The sequence below is a fragment of the Paraburkholderia sp. SOS3 genome (assembly GCF_001922345.1).
Taxonomy (GTDB): Bacteria; Pseudomonadota; Gammaproteobacteria; order Burkholderiales; family Burkholderiaceae; genus Paraburkholderia.
Map to the genome: position 1 here is coordinate 4225601 of NZ_CP018811.1, position 22359 is coordinate 4247959.

At 64.9% G+C, this 22359-nt stretch carries 17 protein-coding genes and 1 riboswitch; of the genes, 4 read left to right on the forward strand and 13 right to left on the reverse strand.

Going from position 1 to position 22359, the window contains the following annotated elements; all coding sequences use genetic code 11:
- Positions 1 to 6 precede the first annotated feature (6 nt).
- The 7 genes from mlaD to BTO02_RS18860 form a co-directional block, all read right to left on the reverse strand.
- Positions 7 to 540, reverse strand: coding sequence for an outer membrane lipid asymmetry maintenance protein MlaD (mlaD, locus tag BTO02_RS18830; protein ID WP_075159006.1), 534 nt, complete (start codon positions 538 to 540; stop codon positions 7 to 9).
- Between the two features lie 86 nt (positions 541 to 626).
- The gene (gene mlaE, locus BTO02_RS18835; protein WP_075158310.1) at positions 627 to 1394 is read right to left on the reverse strand and encodes a lipid asymmetry maintenance ABC transporter permease subunit MlaE; all 768 of its coding nucleotides are present in this window, start codon (positions 1392 to 1394) and stop codon (positions 627 to 629) included.
- A complete protein-coding gene (locus tag BTO02_RS18840) occupies positions 1391 to 2218 on the reverse strand; it encodes an ABC transporter ATP-binding protein (RefSeq protein WP_075158311.1) in 828 nt (275 codons plus the stop codon). Before BTO02_RS18840 ends, mlaE begins: the two co-directional genes overlap by 4 nt.
- Before the next feature lie 79 nt (positions 2219 to 2297).
- Positions 2298 to 3419 carry a thiamine phosphate synthase gene (thiE, locus tag BTO02_RS18845; RefSeq protein WP_075158312.1) on the reverse strand — a complete coding sequence of 374 codons (1122 nt, stop codon included), beginning with the start codon at positions 3417 to 3419 and terminating at the stop codon, positions 2298 to 2300.
- Positions 3416 to 4240, reverse strand: coding sequence for a thiazole synthase (locus BTO02_RS18850; RefSeq protein WP_075158313.1), 825 nt, complete (start codon positions 4238 to 4240; stop codon positions 3416 to 3418). The genes thiE and BTO02_RS18850 overlap by 4 nt, the downstream gene beginning before the upstream one ends.
- A gap of 179 nt (positions 4241 to 4419) precedes the next feature.
- Entirely contained in the window at positions 4420 to 4617 is a 198-nt protein-coding gene (thiS, locus tag BTO02_RS18855; protein ID WP_075158314.1) for a sulfur carrier protein ThiS, read from the reverse strand.
- Between the two features lie 49 nt (positions 4618 to 4666).
- Positions 4667 to 5815, reverse strand: a complete 1149-nt coding sequence (locus BTO02_RS18860; RefSeq protein WP_075159007.1) for an FAD-dependent oxidoreductase — start codon at positions 5813 to 5815, stop codon at positions 4667 to 4669.
- 258 nt (positions 5816 to 6073) lie between these two features.
- Positions 6074 to 6183: riboswitch (TPP riboswitch) on the reverse strand.
- Positions 6184 to 6623: 440 nt separating this feature from the next.
- On the opposite strand from BTO02_RS18860, the gene BTO02_RS18865 reads away from it, so the two are divergent.
- Together BTO02_RS18865 and BTO02_RS18870 are read left to right on the forward strand one after the other, a co-directional pair.
- Positions 6624 to 8357 (forward strand): ABC transporter ATP-binding protein/permease, encoded by a 1734-nt coding sequence (locus BTO02_RS18865; RefSeq protein WP_075158315.1) that lies wholly within the window; start codon positions 6624 to 6626, stop codon positions 8355 to 8357.
- Positions 8358 to 8438: 81 nt separating this feature from the next.
- Positions 8439 to 9710: a D-amino acid dehydrogenase gene (locus tag BTO02_RS18870; RefSeq protein WP_075158316.1), complete on the forward strand. Its 1272-nt coding sequence runs from the start codon at positions 8439 to 8441 to the stop codon at positions 9708 to 9710.
- 104 nt (positions 9711 to 9814) lie between these two features.
- Here BTO02_RS18870 and thpR read toward each other — a convergent pair whose 3' ends face one another.
- The 4 genes from thpR to BTO02_RS18890 form a co-directional block, all read right to left on the reverse strand.
- Positions 9815 to 10432, reverse strand: coding sequence for an RNA 2',3'-cyclic phosphodiesterase (thpR, locus tag BTO02_RS18875; RefSeq protein WP_083615266.1), 618 nt, complete (start codon positions 10430 to 10432; stop codon positions 9815 to 9817).
- 290 nt (positions 10433 to 10722) lie between these two features.
- Positions 10723 to 12189: a glutamate synthase subunit beta gene (locus tag BTO02_RS18880; RefSeq protein ID WP_075158317.1), complete on the reverse strand. Its 1467-nt coding sequence runs from the start codon at positions 12187 to 12189 to the stop codon at positions 10723 to 10725.
- A 126-nt stretch (positions 12190 to 12315) separates the two neighbouring features.
- A complete protein-coding gene (locus tag BTO02_RS18885) occupies positions 12316 to 17034 on the reverse strand; it encodes a glutamate synthase-related protein (RefSeq protein ID WP_075158318.1) in 4719 nt (1572 codons plus the stop codon).
- 389 nt (positions 17035 to 17423) lie between these two features.
- Entirely contained in the window at positions 17424 to 18143 is a 720-nt protein-coding gene (locus tag BTO02_RS18890; RefSeq protein ID WP_075158319.1) for a transposase, read from the reverse strand.
- A gap of 185 nt (positions 18144 to 18328) precedes the next feature.
- Here BTO02_RS18890 and BTO02_RS18895 point away from each other — a divergent pair, with 185 nt between their 5' ends.
- Positions 18329 to 19063 carry an OmpW/AlkL family protein gene (locus tag BTO02_RS18895; RefSeq protein ID WP_075158320.1) on the forward strand — a complete coding sequence of 245 codons (735 nt, stop codon included), beginning with the start codon at positions 18329 to 18331 and terminating at the stop codon, positions 19061 to 19063.
- 413 nt (positions 19064 to 19476) lie between these two features.
- On the forward strand, positions 19477 to 19854 hold the full coding sequence (locus BTO02_RS18900) for a DUF883 family protein (protein ID WP_075159009.1): 378 nt from the start codon (positions 19477 to 19479) through the stop codon (positions 19852 to 19854).
- Between the two features lie 99 nt (positions 19855 to 19953).
- Here the strand turns inward: BTO02_RS18900 and BTO02_RS18905 are convergent, their stop codons facing one another.
- Complete coding sequence (locus tag BTO02_RS18905) at positions 19954 to 21222, reverse strand: deoxyguanosinetriphosphate triphosphohydrolase (protein WP_075158321.1); 1269 nt, start codon at positions 21220 to 21222, stop codon at positions 19954 to 19956.
- Between the two features lie 45 nt (positions 21223 to 21267).
- Positions 21268 to 22344 (reverse strand): 3-dehydroquinate synthase, encoded by a 1077-nt coding sequence (gene aroB / locus BTO02_RS18910; RefSeq protein WP_075159010.1) that lies wholly within the window; start codon positions 22342 to 22344, stop codon positions 21268 to 21270.
- Positions 22345 to 22359: the final 15 nt, after the last annotated feature.

Consider the following 22359-nt stretch of genomic DNA (forward strand, 5'->3'; position numbering starts at 1 on the left):
TTCTCCTTATTGAGCCGCGCCCGAGGCGGGTTGAGCCGGCGCGGCCGGTGCCGGCGCGGGAGGCGCCGCCGGCTTCGCCGCGCCCGAATCGGCGGCCTTGCTGTACAGGAATTGTCCAATCAGGTTTTCGAGCACGATGGCCGACTGCGTCATCGTAATCGTGTCGCCGGCCTTCAGCATTTCGGTGTCGCCGCCTGGCTCGAGCCCGATGTATTGCTCGCCGAGAAGCCCCGACGTGAGAATTTTCGCGGAGCTGTCCTTCGGAAACGGGTACTGCTTGTCGATATCGATCGTAACGAGCGCCTGGTACGTGTTGCTGTCGAAGCCGATCGACGCCACGCGGCCGACCGTGACGCCCGCGCTCTTGACCGGCGCGCGCGGCTTCAGGCCGCCAATGTTGTCGAACTTGAGCTTGACCGGGTAGGTTGCCTGGAACGATAGCGAGCTCATGTTGCCGGCTTTCAGCGCGAGGAACAGCAGCGCAATGAAGCCCAGCACCACGAACAGGCCGACCCAGAAGTCGAGAGCAGTCTTTTTCATCGTCATCCCAAAGTGAATCTTGACGCGCCGGCGCGCAGCCGAAGGGCGCGCGCGACGCGCCGCTTCCCGGCGCACCCGCGCGGGACCTAGCTGAACATCAGTGCGGTCAGCAGGAAATCGAGGCCGAGTACGGCAAGCGACGCGTAGACGACCGTTTTGGTCGTTGCGCGCGACACGCCTTCGGGTGTCGGCTTCGCTTCGTAGCCCTGGAAAAGTGCGATGAACGTCACCGCAAAACCGAACACTACGCTCTTGATCACGCCGTTGCCGACGTCGCGCCAGACGTCGACGCCACCTTGCATCTGCGACCAGAACGCGCCGGCATCGACGCCGATCAGCAGCACCCCCACCACATAACCGCCGACGATGCCGACCGCGCTGAAAATCGCGGCAAGAACCGGCATCGCGATGATGCCCGCCCACATCCGCGGCGCGACGACTACCTTCAGCGGATCGACGGCCATCATTTCCATTGCCGTCAGCTGTTCGCCCGCCTTCATCAGGCCGATCTCGGCTGTGAGCGAGGTGCCCGCGCGCCCGGCGAACAGCAATGCGGTCACGACCGGCCCCAGTTCGCGCACGAGCGACAACGCGACGAGCAGACCCAACGCCTGCTCGGAACCGTAGCGATTCAACGTGTAGTAACCCTGCAGCCCGAGCACGAAGCCGACGAACAGCCCCGACACGGCGATGATGACAAGCGAATAGTTACCGACGAAATGAATCTGTTTCGTGACAAGCCGCGGCCGGCGCAACAGCGGAAAAAACTCGAGCACGAGGCGCACGAACATGCGCGCTCCGTAGCCCGCGGTGCCCAGGCCGCCGAGCACCGAGCGTCCGATGATTGAAATCATGAGCGGCCTCCGTTGCCGTCAAGGCCGAAATCCACCGCAAGCGGCGTGCTGCCCGCATAGTGAAACTTGAACGGACCGTCCGGCGCGCCGTCGATGAACTGCCGCACGACCGGGTCCTGCGACGCGCGCAGTTCGTCCGGCGTGCCTTGCGCATGCACGCCGCCGTTCGCGAGAAAGTACACGTAGTCGGCAATGGCAAACGATTCGGGCACATCGTGTGTGACGAGAATCGACGTCGCACCGAGCGCGCGGTTCAGCGTGCGAATCAGGTTCGCGGTGATGCCGAGCGAGATCGGGTCGAGACCGGCGAACGGCTCGTCGTACATGATCAGCTCGGGATCGAGTGCGATCGCGCGCGCGAGCGCCACGCGCCGCGCCATGCCGCCCGAAATTTCCGACGGCGCGAGATCGCGCGCGCCGCGCAGGCCGACTGCGTTGAGCTTCATCAGCACGAGGTCGCGAATCAGTTCTTCGGGAAGATCGGTGTGCTCGCGTAGCGCAAACGCAACGTTCTCGAACACCGACATATCGGTGAAGAGGGCACCGAACTGGAACAGCATGCCCATGCGACGGCGCAGCGCGTAGAGGCCGTCGCGCGTCTGCGCGCCGATGTCCTGGCCATGGAACAGCACCTGGCCGCGCCGGGCACGCTCGAGGCCGCCGATCAGGCGCAGCACCGTGGTCTTGCCGCACCCGGAGCCGCCCATCACCGCCACGACCTGACCGCGCCCAAAGCGCAGATTCAGGTTCGACAGAACGAGCCGGTCGCTGTAACCGAAGTCGACGTCGCGTAGCTCGAGGAGGGTCTCGGGAGAAGAAGGCAACTCTGACAGTCCTTTTACACGGAAGCCGAATTATAGGGCCATCGTGAAAACGCTGCCTTGTTGCATTCTGTCCCTTTACTTAATCTGACGATCGGCTGCCGAAAGCTTTCTGCAATGATGCAACGGCCGCGGCGGGATCAGCCGCTTCGATGACCGCGCGCACGACGGCCGCGCTCCGCACCCCGGTCGCAAGCACCGCCGGCAGCACGTCGCCGCTGATGCCGCCGATCGCGAGGATCGGCACGACGCCATCGAGCAGGCGCACGTAGCGCGCGAGGCGCGCGAGGCCTTGCGGCGCGGTCGGCATGACCTTGGTCGTCGTCGCGAATACGGCGCCGAGCGCGATGTAGCTGGGCCGGAAATGCAGCGCCGTCAGCATCTCGTAGTAGCCGTGCGTCGACAGGCCGAGGCGCAGGCCCGCGGCCGCGATCGCGTGCAGATCGGCCGTATGCACGTCCTCCTGGCCGAGGTGGACGCCATAGGCGCCCGCTTCGAGCGCCGCGCGCCAGTGGTCGTTGATGAACACGCGCGCGTCGTGCTTGCGCCCGGCCGCGACCGCGCGCGCGATTTCGCTCGCGAGTTCGGCGGCAGGCTCGGCCGACTTGCGGCGCAGCTGGATTGTCTTCACGCCGAAGCCGGCGACGCGCTCGACCCATTCCGCGGTCGGCAGCACCGGGTACAGGCCGAGGTCGTGCGGACACGGCGCGAACGGCTGCGACGGCGCGGCCGGCAAGCCGGCGACGCGCGGGAAACGGGCGATGTCGGTCGGCCACGCGTCGGCGGCGCGCTTTTCGTCGCCGTCGCGCCACGCGAGCGCGAGCACGAGCGCGTCGTGCGGGTCGAAGCCGCAATCGAGGAACGCCGCGAGCGCGGCGAGCCAATCTTCAGCCAGTTGCCCTTCGAGCCGATAGCGCTCGCCGCCGAGATGCAGCGTCGCGCCGTTTTTACCCGCTTCGATCACGCCCGCGCCTTGTACGAGCCAGCGCGCGATCTGCTCGCCATATTGCTGATGCTGCTCGTCGGCGACAACGAGCAGATCGCCGCCGTTCGGCGCATCGGGCGCGGTCAGGCAGATGCGCCATGGTGCGTGCGTCGGCGGCCAGTCGCCGAGACGCGCGCGAATCCGCTCGGCGGCTTCCGTCAGTTCGTCGGCGGGCGGCCAGAAGAGGTCGCGGCCCGTCAGCTTCAGTGTGTCGGTCATGCCGCGGCGCTCCCATCCTGGTGCCAGAACGGCATGCCGACGACAGGCGTGCTCGCATGCGCGGCCTCGCGCTCGGCCATCGGGCCCGCGAGATACGCGGTGCGGCCCGCTTCGACGCCGAGCGCGAATGCGCGCGCCATCGTCTCCGGATGCGTGGCCTGCGACACGGCCGTGTTCAGCAGCACGCCGTCGAAGCCCCATTCCATCACCTGGCTTGCATGCGACGGCACGCCGAGGCCCGCATCGACGATCAGCGGAACATCGGGCAACCGCTCGCGCAGCACGCGCAAGCCGTACGGATTGATGAGGCCCTTGCCCGTGCCGATCGGCGCGCCCCACGGCATCAGCGCTTCGCAGCCCGCGTCGAGCAGGCGCCGGCCGATCACGAGATCTTCAGTGCAGTACGGCAGCACCTTGAAGCCATCCTTCACGAGCTTCGCGGCGGCTTCGATCAGGCCGACCGGGTCGGGCTGCAGCGTGTAGTCGTCGCCGATCAGTTCGAGCTTGATCCAGTCGGTTTCGAAGACTTCGCGCGCCATCTGCGCGGTCGTGATCACTTCGCCGACCGTCTGACAGCCGGCCGTATTCGGCAGCAACGGCACGGCGTGGCGCTTGAGCAGATCGAAGAAACCCGCTTGCGCGCCGCCCTCGTTCATCTGCCGGCGCAATGCGACGGTGACCATGCCGGGCCGCGCCGCTTCGATCGAATCGGAAAGCGATTGCAGCGACGGATAGCGCGACGTGCCGAGCAGCACGCGGCTCGCGAAAGTCTCGCCGTACAGCGTGAGCGCGTCGGCGGGCGCGGCTTGAGTAGAAGTCATCAGTCAGTCCTTGCCTGTGGCAGTTGCCTGGTTGCCTTGGGTCGTTGCCTTGGGTCGATGCCCTGTATCTCGTGTGTTGCTTGCGATCTGTCGTGCCTGCAGCGTCTGTGAAGCATGTGGCGCGTGATGCGGCAGATGCGCGGCCGCCCAGGTCGCTGCGACGGCCATAGCGGCAAAACTCAGCCGCCTGCCACCGGATGCACGACGTCGAGCCGGTCGCCGCTGTGCAACGCGCGCGCCGCATGCTGCTTGCGCGCAACGAAATCGCCGTTCAACGCGACCGCGAACGGCGGCTGCGCGCCGAACGCGGCAAGCGCATCGGCAACGGTCGCGCCTTCCGGCAACGACAGCGGCTTCTGGTTGATTTGAATGTCCATAATCGTGTGTCTCAATGTGTGTGCAGGCGCGCGCGTCTCTCGAACGTGCTCACGCAGACTCGCGCGCCGCATCGCGCAACGTCGGACGATCGACGTGGAACAGCTCGGTCCAGCGCCACTGCCGGCGCCAGCCGGCGAATCCATCGATGTCGGCGAAGGCGCCGTCGGCAAGCGCGAGTGCGGCACGAACCGCTTCGTTCGCCACTTCCGGCGCGATCATGTAACCGTGACGGTACAGACCGTTCACGCGCAACGTCTGCCCACCGTCCCAGACGATGGCCGGCCGATGATCGGGCAAAGTCGGCCGGCACTGCGAGTTCAACTCCAGAATGCGCGCTTCGCCGAAGCCCGGGTGCACGGAAAACGCGGCGCTCAACAATTCGAGCGCCGATCGCACGCTGACCGGCGACATGTCTTCGCCTTCCACTTCAGTCGCGCCGATCACGTACAAGTCGTTCTGCTTCGGCGCGATATACAGCGGGTAGCGCGGATGCAGCAGCCGTACCGGACGCGCAAGTCCGATGCCCGGCGCGTGCACGCGCGCGACTTCGCCGCGGATGCCGCGCAGCGTCGGCAACACCGGTTTTGCGCCGAGGCCGCGGCAATCGATCGTGATGCGCGCGGCGGGCAACTCGCGGTCGTCGACGGCCGTGTTCCAATGCGTCTCGACGCCGCGCGCGGCGAGCCCTGCAGCAAGCGCGGCAAGCACCTGCCGGTTGTCGAGCTGCCCTTCATGCGGCAGCAGCCACCCTTGCGTGAAGCGGCCCGCGAGCGCCGGCTCGGCCGCGTTGATCTGCGCGCCGGACAACGCGAGCAATCCGCCCTCGAGCAGTTCGGCCGGTGCATTCGCGCGTAGCCGCCGCTCGAACAGCGGCGCCTCGCTGCGGTCGCCGTGATGCCAGACGACGAGCGTGCCGTTGCGCTGGAAGAACACCGGCTCCGGCAATTCGGCGACGATGCGCGGCCAGCTCTCGAGCGACGCGGCACCGAGCCGCGTGATCAGCAACTCCGCGCTGGCGGCTTCGGCGAGCGGGGCAAGCATCGCGGCCGCGACCCACGCGGCCGACTGCGTGCCGGCCGCGTCGCCGCGCTCATACAGCGCGACACGGTGGCCCGCGCCGGCGAGCCGCCACGCGACGAGCCGTCCGCACAAGCCGCCGCCGATCACGGCGAAATCGGGCACCGCGCCACGCCGCACGCCGGCCTGCGATGCAGATGTCTCGCGCGCCGTCATGCCGACTGCCCCTTGCGCAGCGCAGCAACACCGTGCGTGCCGCGTCGAGCGCCATGCGTGCAGAACAAATAAAGAACTGAAGATTGAGCGGTCATCGGATCCTTTCCGTACGGCAACGAAACGCACGTACCCAAGGACGAAACACGCGGAGGCGGCTGCGGATGCAGAGGCAGGAGAACCCGCCGGCAACCGCCTTCCGGATGAAAGGCCGCGCGGCGGGAAACGAAAGACTTCGAAACTTCCCGCGCCGGTATTACCCGGATCGGGTGCGAAGGGTCTCTCTCAGCCTCGCCGCGACGTGTGTCCGCGCCAAAGCACCCCTGTTTCGTCAAGGTCATTAGACCATAAAAGGCTCGTCGCGAAAACCCGCGGGATGACGAGCCCGTGTATGCGGCCGGGACGCCCATGTGCCGCCGCACGGAGACCGTACACGGGACGATGCGCGGAGCCCTGCACGAGACTGTATGCGGCCTGGCGAATTCGATATGAGCCGTCCTGGCGCCTCTGACATAATGCGCGACACGCAGTCGGTATCGAGAGCGGCGCCCGGGCCGGGACCGTCCGGGCCACAGCCGCGTCCGCTCGCCGATGCACGGCATCGGGCACGCGATTAAGCTCCGGTTAAGCCGTGGCCGCGACAATCGCGCGTCGATGAACGACCGGCGAACGCGTCGCTCTACGCCCGTCGTGCGGCCCCTGCGCATCGACGAGTCGTTCACCCGACGCCGCTTCGAAGACAGCGCTTCAAAGGACAGCGCTTTAAAGGACAGATATGGCCGAAAACCCGAACAGCTCCGCGGACATCACCGCGTGGGGTCTCATCAAGCCCTACTGGGTGTCCGAGGACCGATGGCGCGCATGGGGCCTGCTCGTGCTCGTCATCGCGATGAATATGACGATGGTGGCCGCCAACGTCTGGTTCAACCGCTGGCAAGGCATCTTTTTCGATGCGATCCAGCAATACAACTACCCGGTTTTCAAGCATTCGCTGCTGCAGTTCACGGTCATCGCGCTCGCGCTGATTCTGCTCGGCTCCTATCGCACGTACTTCCGCCAGATGCTCGAATTCCGCTGGCGGCAGTGGCTCACCACGAAGTATCTGAACGAATGGCTCGGCGACGACGCCTACTACCGCATCGAACGCGACCGTCTCGCGGACAACCCTGACCAGCGGGTTTCGGCGGACCTGCAAGGCCTCGCGAGCACGACACTGAACCTGTCCCTCGGGCTGCTCTCGACCACGGTCACGCTGTTCTCGTTCATCGTGATCCTGTGGAACCTGTCGGGCGCGCTTGCGTTCCACGTGTTCGGCACCGAGATCTCGATTCCCGGTTACATGGTGTGGGTCGCGATGATCTACGCGGCGATCGGCTCGTGGATCACGCACAAGGTCAACCACCCGCTCGTGTCGATCAACTACCAGCAGCAGCGTGTCGAAGCGGACTTCCGTTTCGCGCTGATCCGGATTCGCGAGAACGCCGATCAGATCGCGCTGTACAAGGGCGAGCCGGCCGAAGAGAAATCGCTGCAAGGCGTGTTCGGCCACATCCGCGATAACTGGCGGCTCGTCATGCGTTTCACGCGGCGCTTCAATATCGTCGTGATCAGCTATTCGCAGCTTGCGATCGTGTTCCCGTACATCGCGGCCGCGCCCAAGTACTTTTCGAAGAGCATCACGCTTGGCGTTTATCAGCAATTGACGAGCGCATTCGGCACGGTCAGCGATTCGTTCTCGTGGTTCATCAACAATTACGATTCGCTCGCCGAGTGGCGCGCCACCGTCAACCGTCTGCGGGAATTCCATCGCGTGATGAAAGACCAGCATCTGCATGAATCGGTGGTCGGCGGCACGGCGCACGGCGGCATCAATACGCATCTGACCGACACGCAGGTGCTCGACGTGAAGGAGCTCGTGCTCAAGCGTCCGGACGGGCAACCGATCGCGTCGATCGGCTCGTTCAGGATCGCGCCGAAATCGCGCTGGCTCGTGCGCGGTCCGTCAGGCGCGGGCAAGAGCACGCTGCTGCGTGCGCTCGCGGGCTTGTGGCCGTTCGGCGAAGGCACGATCGAAGCGCCGGCCGGCGCCAAGCTGCTGTTCATTCCGCAGCGCAGCTATCTGCCGATCGGTACGTTAAAGGGCGCGCTCTGCTACCCGTCGCTCGACGACGCGTTCACCGACGAAGCGTGCCGCGACGTGCTGACCGTGTGCCGGCTGCCCGATCTCGCGACGCGTCTGGACGAGTCCGCGCACTGGGAACGCACGCTGTCGCCGGGCGAACAGCAGCGCGTCGCCGCCGCGCGCGCGCTGCTGCAAAAGCCCGACTTTTTGTTTCTCGACGAAGCGACGAGCGCGCTCGACCCCGACAACGAAGCGGCGATCTACACGGCGCTGACCGAACGGCTTGCCGATGCGGCGATCGTCAGCGTCGCGCATCGCAAGACGCTCGAGGCATTCCACGACCAGACGCTCTATGTCGAGCGCGCGGTCGAACGCGAGGCCGCGTAGGCGAAGCGCGTATCGCGTTGGCGCTCAAAGCCAGGCCGCTCGCGCAAGCGGCTCTGGCCGTCTGATGGTACTTTCGCGTGCATGAAGACGATCGTTCTCGGCGCCGGCGTGATCGGCGTCGCCACAGCTTTCTATCTGCGCGAGCGCGGCTGCGATGTGACCGTCGTCGAACGCGAAACCGACGTCGCGCTCGAAACGAGTTTCGGCAATGCGGGCGTGATCGCGCCCGGCTACGTGACGCCATGGGCCGCGCCCGGCATGCCGGCGAAAATCCTCAGGCATCTGTTCAACCGCGCGTCGCCGTTCGTCTTCCGCCCGACGTTCGACCCCGCGCAATGGCGCTGGATCGGCCGGTGGCTGCGCGAATGCGAGCTCGAACGATTCCGTGCGAACAAACAGCGGATGCAGCGTATTGCGTACTACAGCCGCGCATGTCTGCATGAATTTCGCGCCGCGCATCCGTTCGAATACCGGCGCAGCCACGGCTATCTGCAGCTGTTTCGCAGCGGCTACGACCTCGAACTCGCGCAACCCGCGCTGGCGATGCTGCGCGACTCGGGCGTCGCGTATCGCGAACTGAGCGGCGCGCAATGCGCGTCGGTCGAACCGGGGCTGCGCTGGGCGCGCAAGCCGCCGCACGCGGGCCTCTACCTGCCCGACGACGAAGCCGGCGACTGCGCCATCTTCACGCGTGAATTGCGCGCGATTTGCGAGCGCCAAGGCGTGCGCTTCCGTTTCGATACGCGCGCGAGCGCACTCGACGCGCGAGGCGGCGCGGTGCGCGGCGTGCATGTCGAGAGCGCGCACGGCAGCGAGACGCTTGCCGCAAACGCAGTGGTCGTCGCGGCCGGCGTCGACAGCGCCGCGCTGCTCGAGCCGCTTGGCGTACCGGTGCCGCTTTATCCGGTCAAAGGCTATTCGGCGACGCTGCAGATCATCGACGACCAGAAAGCGCCACGCGCGGCGCTAATGGATGAAGCGCTGAAAACCGCGATCACGCGGCTCGGACACAATCTGCGTATCGCCGGCACCGCGGAGCTCGGCAACCGGCAGGCGACGCTGCGCGAACAGCCGCTGCGCACGCTGATGAAAGTGCTCGACGACTGGTTTCCTCACGCAAGCGTGCCGTCGTCCGCGCAGTTCTGGGTCGGGCGCCGGCCGATGACGCCCGATGGCGCGCCGCTGCTGGGCGCCTCGGGTATCGATCGTCTGTGGCTCAACATCGGGCATGGGTCGACGGGCTGGGCGATGTCGCTCGGCTCGGGGCGCGTCGTGGCGAATCTGGTCACGCAGAAGCAGCCGGAGATCGATCTCGAGGGGCTGACGATCGCGCGATATCGTCATCGCGGGTGAAGCACGGCCGGTCGTTCACGGGCGGCATGGGTCTCGCGTGCGTCCCGAGCGTCCCGAGCGTCCCGAGCGTCCCGAGCATCCGTGCATCCGTGCGTCGCGCGCACCTACGCGTCGATCACCGGCACGCTTGCCAGCGCGCGATAACGCGCGCCGGTGCGCGCCAGCGTGCTCGAATAAAGGGTCAACGATTCGAAACGCGCGAGCAGATCGTCTTTTAGCTCGGGCGCGTGGCCCGCAGCCGGCGCGTCGCGACGGAAGCGTCCGAGCGTCACATGCGGCCGGAACGTGCGCGCGTCGACCTGCAGGCCGAGATCGATCATCAAGCTACGCATGCGCCAGTCGAGCGCGACGAATTCGTCGGACATCGCGAGCATCGCCACCGTGAGCCGCGGATGCGACGCGCGCGGCCAGTGCTCGATGCACGCGACGGGCGCGGGCTTCAGTGGAATGGTCTGCGGCGCGAGAGCGTCGATGAGCGCGGCGCCGAGTTCGTGCGTCAGAGCGCCGATAAACGTGACGGTCAGATGCAACTGATCGTATGGCACGCGACGCGCGGCAGCCGGAATCGGCACCGCGGCGAGCGCATCGCGCGTGGCGGCGTCGGGTTCGAGCGCGATGAAGCAGCGCTGCCAGCCTTGCGTCGGGTTTCGCCGGGCGTCGCCGGCCGGGTTTTCCGGCGCGGCGTCGCTGCCGTTCCCGGTCAGTCGATTGTGTCGATGCATCGCTTGGGCTCTGCGCGTGCGGCGCGGCGAAGTCATCGTCGCATTATCGCCAGGGCGGAACGAATCGGCCAACGGGCAACTGCCGCGCCCCGAAAAAACAGAGGGCCGGGCCGCCCTTGCGGGCGCCCGGCCTCCGGAGCGGTAGCTCGAAGGTCTCATGGCCTTCGAGTCATGGCCCTGTACCGCACTTGTCGTCTCCACCTCTTCCTGCAAATTCGCTGCATCGCAGCCGAGGCTTCGTCACGTCGAATCGGCGCCGGCCCGGGAAGACGTTTAGCTGTCGCGCGCAGTTAGCGCGGCAACTCCGAACTTCCCATCAGATACGCGTCGACCGAACGCGCGCACTGCCGCCCTTCGCGAATCGCCCACACGACGAGCGACTGCCCGCGGCGCATATCGCCGGCCGTAAATACCTTGTCGACCGACGTGTAATACGCCTTGTCGCCTTCGGTCGACGCACGCACGTTGCCGCGCGCATCCTTGTCGACGCCGAACGCTTCGAGAACCGGCGAGACCGGCTGCGTGAAGCCCATCGCGAGCAGCACGAGGTCGGCCTTCATTTCGAATTCGGAGCCCGGCACTTCCTGCATCTTGCCGTCCTTCCACTCGACGCGCGCCGCAATCAGCTTCTCGACCTTGCCGTTCTTGCCTTCGAAGCGCTTCGTCGCGACCGCCCAATCGCGCTCGCAGCCTTCCTCGTGCGACGACGACGTGCGCAGCTTGACCGGCCAGTACGGCCACACGAGCGGCTTGTTCTCTTCTTCGGGCGGCTGCGGCAGCAGTTCGAACTGCGCGACGTCCTTCGCGCCATGACGGTTCGACGTGCCCACGCAGTCCGAGCCCGTATCGCCGCCGCCGATCACGACGACGTGCTTGCCCTTCGCGAGAATCTGGTCCGCGACCTTATCGCCCGCGTTGACCTTGTTCTGCTGCGGCAAGAACTCCATCGCGTAGTGAACGCCGGCGAGCTCGCGCCCCGGCACCGGCAGGTCGCGCGGCGTTTCCGAACCGCCCGCGATCACGACGGCGTCGAACTGATCCTTCAGTTCGTCGGGCGTGACCGTCTCCTTCGCGGTATTGCCGATGTGCGCGGGCAGCGCGTCCTTGCCGACGAACACATTCGCGCGGAACGTCACGCCTTCCGCTTCCATCTGGCGCATGCGGCGATCGATGAGCCATTTCTCGAGCTTGAAGTCGGGAATGCCGTAGCGAAGCAGGCCGCCGATGCGATCGTTCTTTTCGAACACCGTCACATCGTGACCCGCACGCGCGAGCTGTTGCGCAACCGCGAGGCCCGCCGGGCCCGAGCCGATCACCGCGACCTTCTTGCCGGTCTTGTGCTTCGGCGGCTGCGGCGCGACCCAGCCCTCGGCCCACGCCTTGTCGATAATCGCGTGCTCGATCGACTTGATGCCGACCGGGTCGTCGTTGATGCCGAGCGTGCAGGCCGCTTCGCACGGCGCCGGGCAGATGCGGCCCGTGAACTCCGGGAAGTTGTTGGTCGAGTGCAGCACTTCGATCGCGTTCTTCCAGTCCTGGCGGAACACGAGATCGTTGAAGTCCGGAATGATGTTGTTGACCGGGCAGCCGTTGTTGCAGAACGGAATGCCGCAGTCCATGCAGCGCGCGCCTTGAATCTTTGCGTCTTCGTCGGTCAGTGCCGCGACGAATTCCTTGTAGTGCTTCACACGCGTGAGCGGAGCTTCGTACGCCTCGTGGCGGCGTTCGAACTCGAGAAAACCGGTTGCCTTGCCCATGTGGTTCTCTTGTCTATCCAATTCGGTGGGGATCGGCACCCGCCGTCGCATTCAAACGATGCGAGCGGCGGGTGCGCGTCTGGTTTGTTTTGCTACAGGCCTCGTGCCCTACGGCGTCGCGTTGAATCAGGCTGCGAGCACTTCCTTGCTGGCCTTCTTCGCGCCCAGTTCGCCAAGCGCACGCTTGTACTCGGTCGGGAAGACCTTCACGAACTGGCGGCGCGCCGCGTCCCAGTTCTCGAGCAGCGCTTTCGCACGCGGCGAGCCGGTGAACTGGAAGTGACGCTCGACGAGACCCTTCAGCAGCGCTTCGTCGGTCTGGCCCGCGTGCCACAGCGCCTTGTCGACCGTGCGCTCCTGCTCGACCTGCTGCAGCACCGGATCGAGCGCGACCATCGAGCGGTTGCACTTGCCCGCGAACGTGCCGTCGGGGTCGTACACATACGCGAGGCCGCCCGACATGCCGGCCGCGAAATTGCGGCCCGTCTCGCCGAGCACGACGACCGTGCCGCCCGTCATGTACTCGCAGCCGTGGTCGCCCGTGCCTTCGACGACCGCCGTCGCGCCCGAGTTACGCACGCAGAAGCGCTCGCCCGCGACGCCGCGGAAGAACGCTTCGCCTTCGATCGCGCCGTACATCACCGTGTTGCCGCAGATGATGTTTTCCTCGGACTTGCCGCGGAAGTCGTTGGTCGGACGGATGATGATGCGGCCGCCCGACAGGCCCTTGCCGACGTAGTCGTTGCCGTCGCCGACGAGATCGAGCGTCACGCCCTTCGCGAGGAACGCGCCGAAGCTCTGGCCCGCGGTGCCTTTCAACTGGATGTGCACCGTGTCGTCAGGCAGACCGTCGTGGCCGTACTTCTTCGCGATGGTGCCGGACAGCATCGCGCCGACCGTACGGTTCACGTTGCGCACCGGCTGGATGAACGACACGTGCTCGCCCTTCTCGATCGCGGCCTTGGCCTTTTCGATCAGCGTGTGATCGAGCGCGCGCTCGAGGCCGTGGTCCTGCGATTCGACATGCAGACGCGCGACATCGTCCGGTACTTCCGGTTGATAGAACACGCGCGAGAAATCGAGGCCCCTCGCCTTCCAGTGCTCGATGCCCTTTTTCATGTCGAGCAGGTCCGCGCGGCCGATCAGGTCGTCGAACCTGCGCAGGCCCAGTTGCGCCATGATCTCGCGCACTTCCTCGGCGACGAAGAAGAAGAAGTTCACGACGTGCTCGGGCTGCCCCTTGAACTTCGCACGCAGCACCGGATCCTGCGTCGCAACGCCGACCGGGCACGTGTTCAGATGGCACTTGCGCATCATGATGCAGCCTTCGACGACGAGCGGCGCCGTCGCGAAGCCGAATTCGTCCGCGCCGAGCAGCGCGCCGATCACGACGTCGCGGCCCGTCTTCATCTGGCCGTCGGCCTGCACGCGGATCCGGCCGCGCAGACGGTTCAGCACGAGCGTTTGCTGCGTTTCGGCAAGACCGAGTTCCCACGGCGTGCCCGCGTGCTTGATCGACGACAGCGGCGAGGCGCCGGTGCCGCCGTCATGGCCCGCGATCACGACGTGATCGGCCTTCGCCTTCGCCACGCCCGCCGCAACGGTGCCGACGCCGCTTTCCGACACGAGCTTCACCGACACGCTCGACGACGGATTCACGTTCTTCAGATCGTGAATCAGCTGTGCGAGGTCTTCGATCGAATAGATGTCGTGGTGCGGCGGCGGCGAAATGAGGCCGACGCCCGGCACCGAGTAACGCAGCTTGCCGATGTACTCGGACACCTTGTGACCCGGCAGCTGACCGCCTTCGCCCGGCTTCGCGCCCTGCGCCATCTTGATCTGGATCTGGTCGGCCGACGCGAGATATTCGGCCGTCACGCCGAAGCGGCCCGACGCGACCTGCTTGATCTTCGAGCGCAGCGAATCGCCGTCCTTGAGCGGAATGTCGACGATCACCTCGTCGCCGATCACCGACTTCATCGTGTCGCCGTTTTTGATCGGGATGCCGCGCAGTTCGTTGCGATAGCGCTTTTCGTCCTCGCCGCCTTCGCCCGTGTTCGACTTGCCGCCGATGCGGTTCATCGCGACCGCAAGCGTGGCGTGCGCTTCGGTGGAGATCGAGCCGAGCGACATCGCGCCGGTCGCAAAACGCTTGACGATCTCCTTCGCCGGCTCCACTTCGTCGAGCGCAATCGCGCGCATCGGGTCGACCTTGAACTCGAAGAGGCCGCGGAACGTCATGTGGCGCTTCGTCTGGTCGTTGATCAGATGCGCGTATTCCTTGTACGTCTGGTACGAGTTGCTGCGCGCCGAGTGTTGCAGCTTCGCGATCGCATCGGGCGTCCACATGTGTTCTTCGCCGCGCACGCGGTACGCGTATTCGCCGCCGGCGTCGAGCATCGTCGCGAGCACGGGGTTGTCGCCGAACGCTTCGCGATGCAGACGAATCGCCTCTTCCGCCACTTCGAAGAGACCGATGCCGCCGACCTTCGACGACGTGCCCTTGAAGTACTTGACCACGAGGTCTTCGGCGAGGCCGACCGCTTCGAAAATCTGCGCGCCCGTGTACGACATGTACGTCGAAATGCCCATCTTCGACATGACCTTCTGCAGGCCCTTGCCGACTGCCTTCGTGAAGTTGTAGATCGCCTTTTCCGCCGACAGGTCGCCCTTCAGGCCGGCCGCGAGCTGCGCGAGCGTTTCCATCGCAAGGTACGGATGCACGGCTTCGGCGCCGTAACCGGCGAGCAGCGCGAAGTGGTGCGTTTCACGCGCCGAGCCCGTTTCGACGACGAGACCCGTGCTCGTACGCAAACCTTGCATGACGAGATGCGTGTGAATCGCCGACGTGGCGAGCAGCGCCGGAATCGCGACGTTGTCGCGGTCGGTCTTGCGGTCCGACACGATCAGCATGTTGTAGCCGGACTTCACGGCATCGGCCGCTTCCGCGCACAGCGACGCAAGGCGCGCTTCGATGCCTTCCTTGCCCCATGCGACCGGATAGCAGATGTTCAGTTCGTACGAACTGAACTTGCCGCCCGTGTACTGATCGATCGCGCGGATCTTCGCGATGTCCTTGAAGTCGAGCACCGGCTGCGACACTTCGAGCCGCATCGGCGGGTTGATGTTGTTCGTGTCGAGCAGGTTCGGCTTCGGGCCGACGAACGACACGAGCGACATCACCATGTTTTCGCGGATCGGGTCGATCGGCGGGTTCGTCACCTGCGCGAACAGCTGCTTGAAGTAGTGGTACAGCGTCTTGTTCTTGTTCGACATCACGGCAAGCGGCGAGTCGTTGCCCATCGAGCCGACCGCTTCCTCGCCCGCTTGCGCCATCGGCGCCATCAGGAACTTGAGGTCTTCCTGCGTATAGCCGAACGCCTGCTGACGGTCGAGCAGCGCCGCCGCCTCACGGCGCTCCGTGACGACGTCCTCGGCCTTCGCTTCGATCTCGTCGAGCTTGATGCGCACGGCGTCGATCCAGCTCTTGTACGGCTTCGCGTTGGCGAGGTTGTCCTTCAGTTCCTTATCGTCGATGATGCGGCCGTGTTCCATGTCGATCAGGAACATCTTGCCCGGCTGCAGACGCCACTTCTTGACGATCTTCGATTCGGGAATCGGCAGCACGCCCGCTTCCGACGCCATGATGACGAGGTCGTCGTCGGTCACGAGATAACGCGCCGGACGCAAACCGTTACGGTCGAGCGTCGCGCCGATCTGGCGGCCGTCGGTGAACGCGATCGCGGCGGGACCGTCCCACGGCTCCATCATCGCGGCGTGGTATTCATAGAATGCGCGGCGGTTGTCGTCCATCAGCGTGTGCTGTTCCCACGCTTCCGGAATCATCATCATCATCGCGTGGACGAGCGGGTAGCCGGCCATCAGCAGCAGTTCGAGACAGTTATCGAACGATGCGGTGTCGGACTGGCCCGGATAGATGAGCGGCCACAGCTTCGGCAGGTCGTCGCCGAGCACATGCGACGCGATCGCGCCGGTACGCGCGTTGAGCCAGTTGACGTTGCCCTTCACCGTGTTGATTTCGCCGTTGTGCGCGATGAGGCGGTACGGGTGAGCGAGCTCCCATGCCGGGAACGTGTTCGTCGAGAAGCGCTGGTGCACGAGCGCGAGCGCCGACACCACGCGCTCGTCCTGCAGGTCGCGATAATAAACACCGACCTGGCCCGCGAGCAGCAAGCCCTTGTAGACGATCGTGCGCGCCGACATCGACGGCACGAAGTATTCCTTGCCGTGCTTGAGCTTCAGCGCCTGGATGCGGTGGCTCGCGGTCTTGCGGATCACGTACAGCTTCCGCTCGAGCGCGTCGGTCACCATGATGTCCTTGCCGCGGCCGATGAAGATCTGGCGGATCAGCGGCTCGCTCGCCTTCACGGTCGGCGAGATCGGCATGTTGTGGTCGACCGGCACGTCGCGCCAGCCGAGCACGACCTGGCCTTCGGCCTTCACCGTACGCTCGAGTTCCTGCTCGCAGGCGAGACGCGACGCGTGTTCCTTCGGCAGGAAGATCATGCCGACGCCGTATTCGCCGGAAGGCGGCAGCGTGACGCCCTGCCTCGCCATCTCTTCGCGGTAATAGCCGTCCGGAATCTGGATCAGGATGCCCGCGCCGTCGCCCATCAGCGGATCGGCGCCGACCGCGCCCCGGTGATCGAGATTCTCGAGAATCTTCAAGCCCTGCTCGATGATCTCATGGCTTTTCTTGCCCTTGATATGCGCGACGAAACCGACGCCGCATGCGTCGTGTTCGTTTTTCGGGTCGTACAGACCTTGCGCCGCGGGAACCGAGGCGTGCGCGCCTGCGCTGATCGGTTGCTGTTCGTCGTTCATGGGGGACACCGTCTGTCAGGGGCCGGGCGGCCGTTAAATCGTGTGCTGCTGTTTGTTTTGTTGCTGCGTGATGCGTTGCGCTGCTGCATGTTGCGTTGCCGGCAGCAGAGGTGGGGAGTGCCGCTGCCGCCGCACGAACCTCTGGACGCGCTGCGCCCCGGCTCGCCGGAATTCGGAATATACGCGACAAATCAATGAAATAGCAACCAAAACCGTGTGATAGATCCCCAATTATCACAATGGTGCATCGCCCCGTTATTTTAATAGTTCCATATCATACGTAGACAAAAGAAAACGGCATACGAAGATGCCGTTCGTGCCGCAAGCCCTTGATGATGAATGCCTTTTCGTTGGACCTTCGGAGCGTTGCCAACGCCTGACGCGTGTGGCTACTGCGACTTCACCGGCGGGTCTGCGGTGTCGCGGACTTTGCGCGGCCGGCCTCGCGGCAACGGCGACACTCGCCGGTTGGCCGCACGCGCCGCCCATTCGCGATAGGAATCGCTGCCGAGCACCCAGCCTTTGAGCGTCGCCTGCTGCAACTGGCTTGCCTCGCGTTCGTCGAGCGGTTGCTCGCACAGCTCGCGATACGCGCGCTGCCGTTCGAATGGCGTATTGCCGAGCGACCAGTACAGCGGATGGTCGGTGATGAGGCTATCGAGCGTGAGGCCGATGTGATGGCGGTAACTCGACCAGCGGTAGTCTTCGGCGGCGGCGACGAGGTGAGTGCGCACCGGCGACATTTCGACGACGCGGCTCGCGAGCAGAAAGTAGCGCTCGCCCTCGATCACCGTCGCGCGATAGCGACCTTCCCACAACGTGCCGCGCCGCGAGTAACGCCGGTTGAAGTGCGCGACGTAGCGCCGTCCGACTGCCTGCATCGCTTTCGGCAGACTCGACTCGTCGGTGGGCGTGACGAGCAGTTGCACCGCGCCTGGCATCAGCGCGTACGCATGAACCGCGAGGTGATGATCGCGTGAGGCCGCTCTCAGGCAATCGATAAAGAGCTCGTAATCCTGGTCGTCGACAAACGCGGGCTGCTGGTCGAGTCCGCGCAGGATCACGTGTTGCGGCTGGTCAGGAACATAAAGACGTGCAAGCCGTGCCATGCTGGATTATCCATATTCGCGTTGGTACATACCCGAAGGTCCGACAGGCGCCACCGGCGCGACGTTCCGCGCGGCGGGCCTGTGCCAGAAACCGTGCGCAGCCCAGAGTGAACGCTCTAGCCAGCGCGTATGGTTTGTTTCAAACGTAGTGTTCATAATGTGCGGGCCTTTCAGGAGGAGCACATATGAAACTAAAACAGGCCATCTCGGGGGCCGCTGCAGCATGCGCACTCGCATGCCTTGCGACCGCAGCTCACGCTCAAACGGCCGGAAGCTTTTACGTCACGACAGGCTGGTTCCATCTCGCGCCTCAGTCCAGTAGTGATCCGTTGAAGGAGACAAACGTAGGGGGCACACCCGTCAACATCACGATACCGAACACGGGAGCCAAAATCAGCACTGCCGATACCGTCGGCTTCACTGCGGGCTACTTCATCACCGACCATATCGCCACCCAGTTCGATATCGGCGTTCCACCGACCTTCGATATCGATGGCACGGGACAGTTCGGACAGTTCGGCAAACTCGGTGAAGCGAAACAGTGGAGCCCTGCGCTGCTGCTCAAGTACTACTTCCTTGCGCCCCAGTCGAAGTTCCGTCCGTATATCGGTATCGGTGTGAGCCGTGTCTGGTTCACAGGCGAAAAAATCACGAACGGCGCATTCGAGCAGGGCGTACTGCATGGTCCGACCACGGTAACCACGGATAGTTCGTGGGTGCCTGTGTTTAATGCGGGCTTCACGTACGCGTTCACCGAACACTGGTTCGCGGGCTTCTCGATTTCGTATCTGCCGATCAGCACCACGGCAAAGCTGAACACGGCCGCGCAAACGCCGGTCGGTACGCTCAACGTGCAGTCGGAAACCAAGATTCGACTGAACCCGATCGTCACGCTCGTGAGCGTCGGCTATCGGTTCTAACCTAGGTTAGACGAGTTTTTCCCGCCTCGACAACGCCGTTGCGCGGTCCGTAGCGGCGCTTTCGTTTTTACGCGATCGCACGTCGCGGTCGGGCGCTTGTAACGACATTCCTGCAAGCGTTGTAAATTTGACGGCTGTGCGGCATCGCTGCTGAAAATTCTGCTGCACGGACCGTACGGCGGGTGGTTACAAGGCGTCTGTGCCAGAGCGTCCGGCTGCGGCGCGCGCCACTTCTCCGCGCTCGCCATCGGTTCCGTGGCCAGGCATCGAAGTTGCGTCCTGACGGTTTTACCGCTTGTACCAGCGCGTTGTGCGACGCGTTTCCGGTGCGCCCGTTGGCGGTGCCGATTTCCGGGCGTTCGGCTGGTCGGGCAGAGGGGATCTTTCATCAAACCATCATCGACGGAGCGACCATGACTGCACTACCGAATACGCGCGATGCGATTGGCGAATCGTGGGCAACGACGGGGCGCCGTGCGCGCCGGATTGCGCGCCACAGCCGTCACGCCGCGGAAGACATTGCGAGCGAACTGCGCACGCTGATCTCGGAACTCGAGGGCACACTCGGCGACGGCACGCAAGCCGATGCCGCCGCGTTGCGCAGCCAGGTGCGCAAGCGTCTCGACGACGCGCGCGAGCGCCTGAACGACACGCGTAGCGTGATGCGCGAACGTGCTCAGGTGGCATTGAACGGCGCGGACGAATACGTGCATGAAAACCCATGGCGGACGATCGCCATGGTCGGTGCGATTGCGCTTGTGGCAGGCGCCTTGATGTCGCGCGGACGTTAGGCTGTTGCGGCGGACTTGCGGCGAGCTCGCGGCGAACAACAGGCAGCGGGCTCGTCCTGATGCGTTCGAGGCCGATTGGCACAGGCGGGTGCGCCCATGTCAGTTGTCGTCGACAACGAACAGCCGCCGATACTCCTTCAGCGCGTAGCGATCGGTCATGCCCGCGATGTAATGCGCGATCAGCCTTGCCTGCACGCCTGGATCCGTTGACTGGTAGTTCGGCGGCAGCAATCGCGCGTCGTCGGTGAACGCATCGAAAAGGCCGGTGACGACGCGCCGCGCCTTGTTCGCCATGCGCATCACGCGATAGTGACGATAGAGATTCTTGTACAGGAAGCGCTTGAGCACCGTCGCTTGCGCAGACACTGTTTCGCTGTGCGCGACGAGCGGCGGCGCCGCGCGCACGTCATCGAGCGATTGCGGCGCATGACGGTGCAGATTGCGTGTCGTCGTGTCGATCAGGTCGACGATCAGCGTATTGATGATGCGCCGTACCGTCTCATGAACGAGCCTGCGCCCTTCGATTTCCGGAAAGTCGCGCCGCGCCGCATCGAAGTGCGTGCGCCACAGTTCGACTTCCGCCAACTGATCGATCGTGATGAGGCCGGAGCGCAGGCCGTCGTCGACGTCGTGGTTGTTGTAGGCGATTTCGTCGGCGAGATTGGCGATCTGCGCTTCGATCGACGGCTGGCGTCCCTGCAGGAAACGTTCGCCGAGCGCGCCGAGACGGCGCGCATTTTCGCGCGAACAGTGCTTGAGAATGCCTTCGCGCGTTTCGAAACACAGGTTGAGCCCGTTGAACGCGCCGTAGTGTTCTTCGAGTTCGTCGACGACTGCGAGGCTTTGCAGATTGTGCTCGAAGCCGCCGTGTTCGCGCATGCAGTCGTTCAGCGCATCCTGTCCCGCATGGCCGAAGGGCGTATGACCGAGGTCGTGCGCCAGCGAGATCGCTTCGACGAGATCTTCGTTGACGCGCAGGTTTCGCGCGACCGAACGTGCGATCTGCGCGACTTCGAGGCTGTGCGTGAGCCGCGTGCGAAAGAGGTCGCCTTCGTGATTGACGAACACCTGCGTTTTGTATTCGAGACGCCGGAATGCGGTCGAGTGCACGATGCGGTCGCGGTCGCGCTGGAACTCGGTACGGGCGCTCGGCGCCGCTTCCGGATGGCGACGGCCGCGAGACTGTGCGGAATGCGCGGCGTACGGCGCGAGATGAGCCTCGAGTGCGGCAACCGACGGCGGCGATGATGAAAGCGGCGGCGTGCCTCGCGCGTCGGGCGCGGCAGAGGCATTGGCCTCGTTCGACGCGTCAGTCGCGCGCGGCGCCTCGGACGCTTCGAGCGGATTGTCGCTGAGTCTTTCGGTCACCTGCCTCTCCGGAACAAGGGCTCGCGCGTTCGGCGCGTTCGGCGCTTAGACGGTCGCCGCGAGCGTCGCGTTCACTGCATCGTCGGGCGCGCGCGTGATCAGCGTCTCGCCGAAACGCTTGAGCAGGATGAACTTGATCTCGCCGGCTTCCGCCTTCTTGTCGACGCGCATCAGGTCCACATAGCGCGCGGCGCCAAGCGCCGGCGCGCGCGTCGGCAAATGCGCGGCCTTCACGAGCGCAACGAGGCGCTCGCGCGCTGCGTCGTCGAGATGGCCAAGCCTTACGGACAAATCGGCCGCCATCACCATGCCGCAACCGACCGCCTCTCCGTGCAGCCATTCTCCGTAGCCCAAGCCCGCTTCGATCGCATGGCCGAACGTATGGCCAAAATTCAGAATCGCGCGCAAACCGCCTTCGCGTTCATCGGCCGCGACCACCGATGCCTTGATCTCGCACGACCGTTTGACCGCTTCAGTCAGCGCCTGCGGATCGCAGCGATTCAGCGCGTCGACATTCGCTTCGATCCAGTCGAAGAACGCAGCATCGGCGATCGCGCCGGTTTTGATCACTTCGGCGACGCCCGCGGCAAGCTCGCGAGGCGGCAGCGTGCGCAACGCGCCGATATCGGCGATCACCGCTTGCGGCTGGTAGAACGCGCCGATCATGTTCTTGCCGAGCGGATGGTTGATGCCGGTCTTGCCGCCCACCGACGAATCGACCTGCGACAGCAGCGTAGTCGGCACCTGAATAAACGGCACGCCGCGCATGTAGCATGCGGCGGCAAAACCGGTCACATCGCCGATCACGCCGCCGCCGAGCGCGATCAACGTGGTTTTGCGATCGGCACGCGCGCCGAGCAGCGCATCGAAGATCTGATTCAGCGTTTCCCAGTTCTTGTGCGCTTCGCCATCGGGCAGCACGACCGTCGAGACGTTCTTGCCGAGCGGCGCGAGCGCGCGACGCAACGCATCGCCATACAAGGGCTCGACAGTCGTGTTGGTGACGATCGTGACCGACGTGCCCGCTATATGCGGCGCGAACAGCCCGGTCTTGCCGATCAGATCGGCGCCGATATGAATCGGGTAGGCGCGGTCGCCCAGATCGACATTGACGGTAATCATCGAAGTGCTCATGGT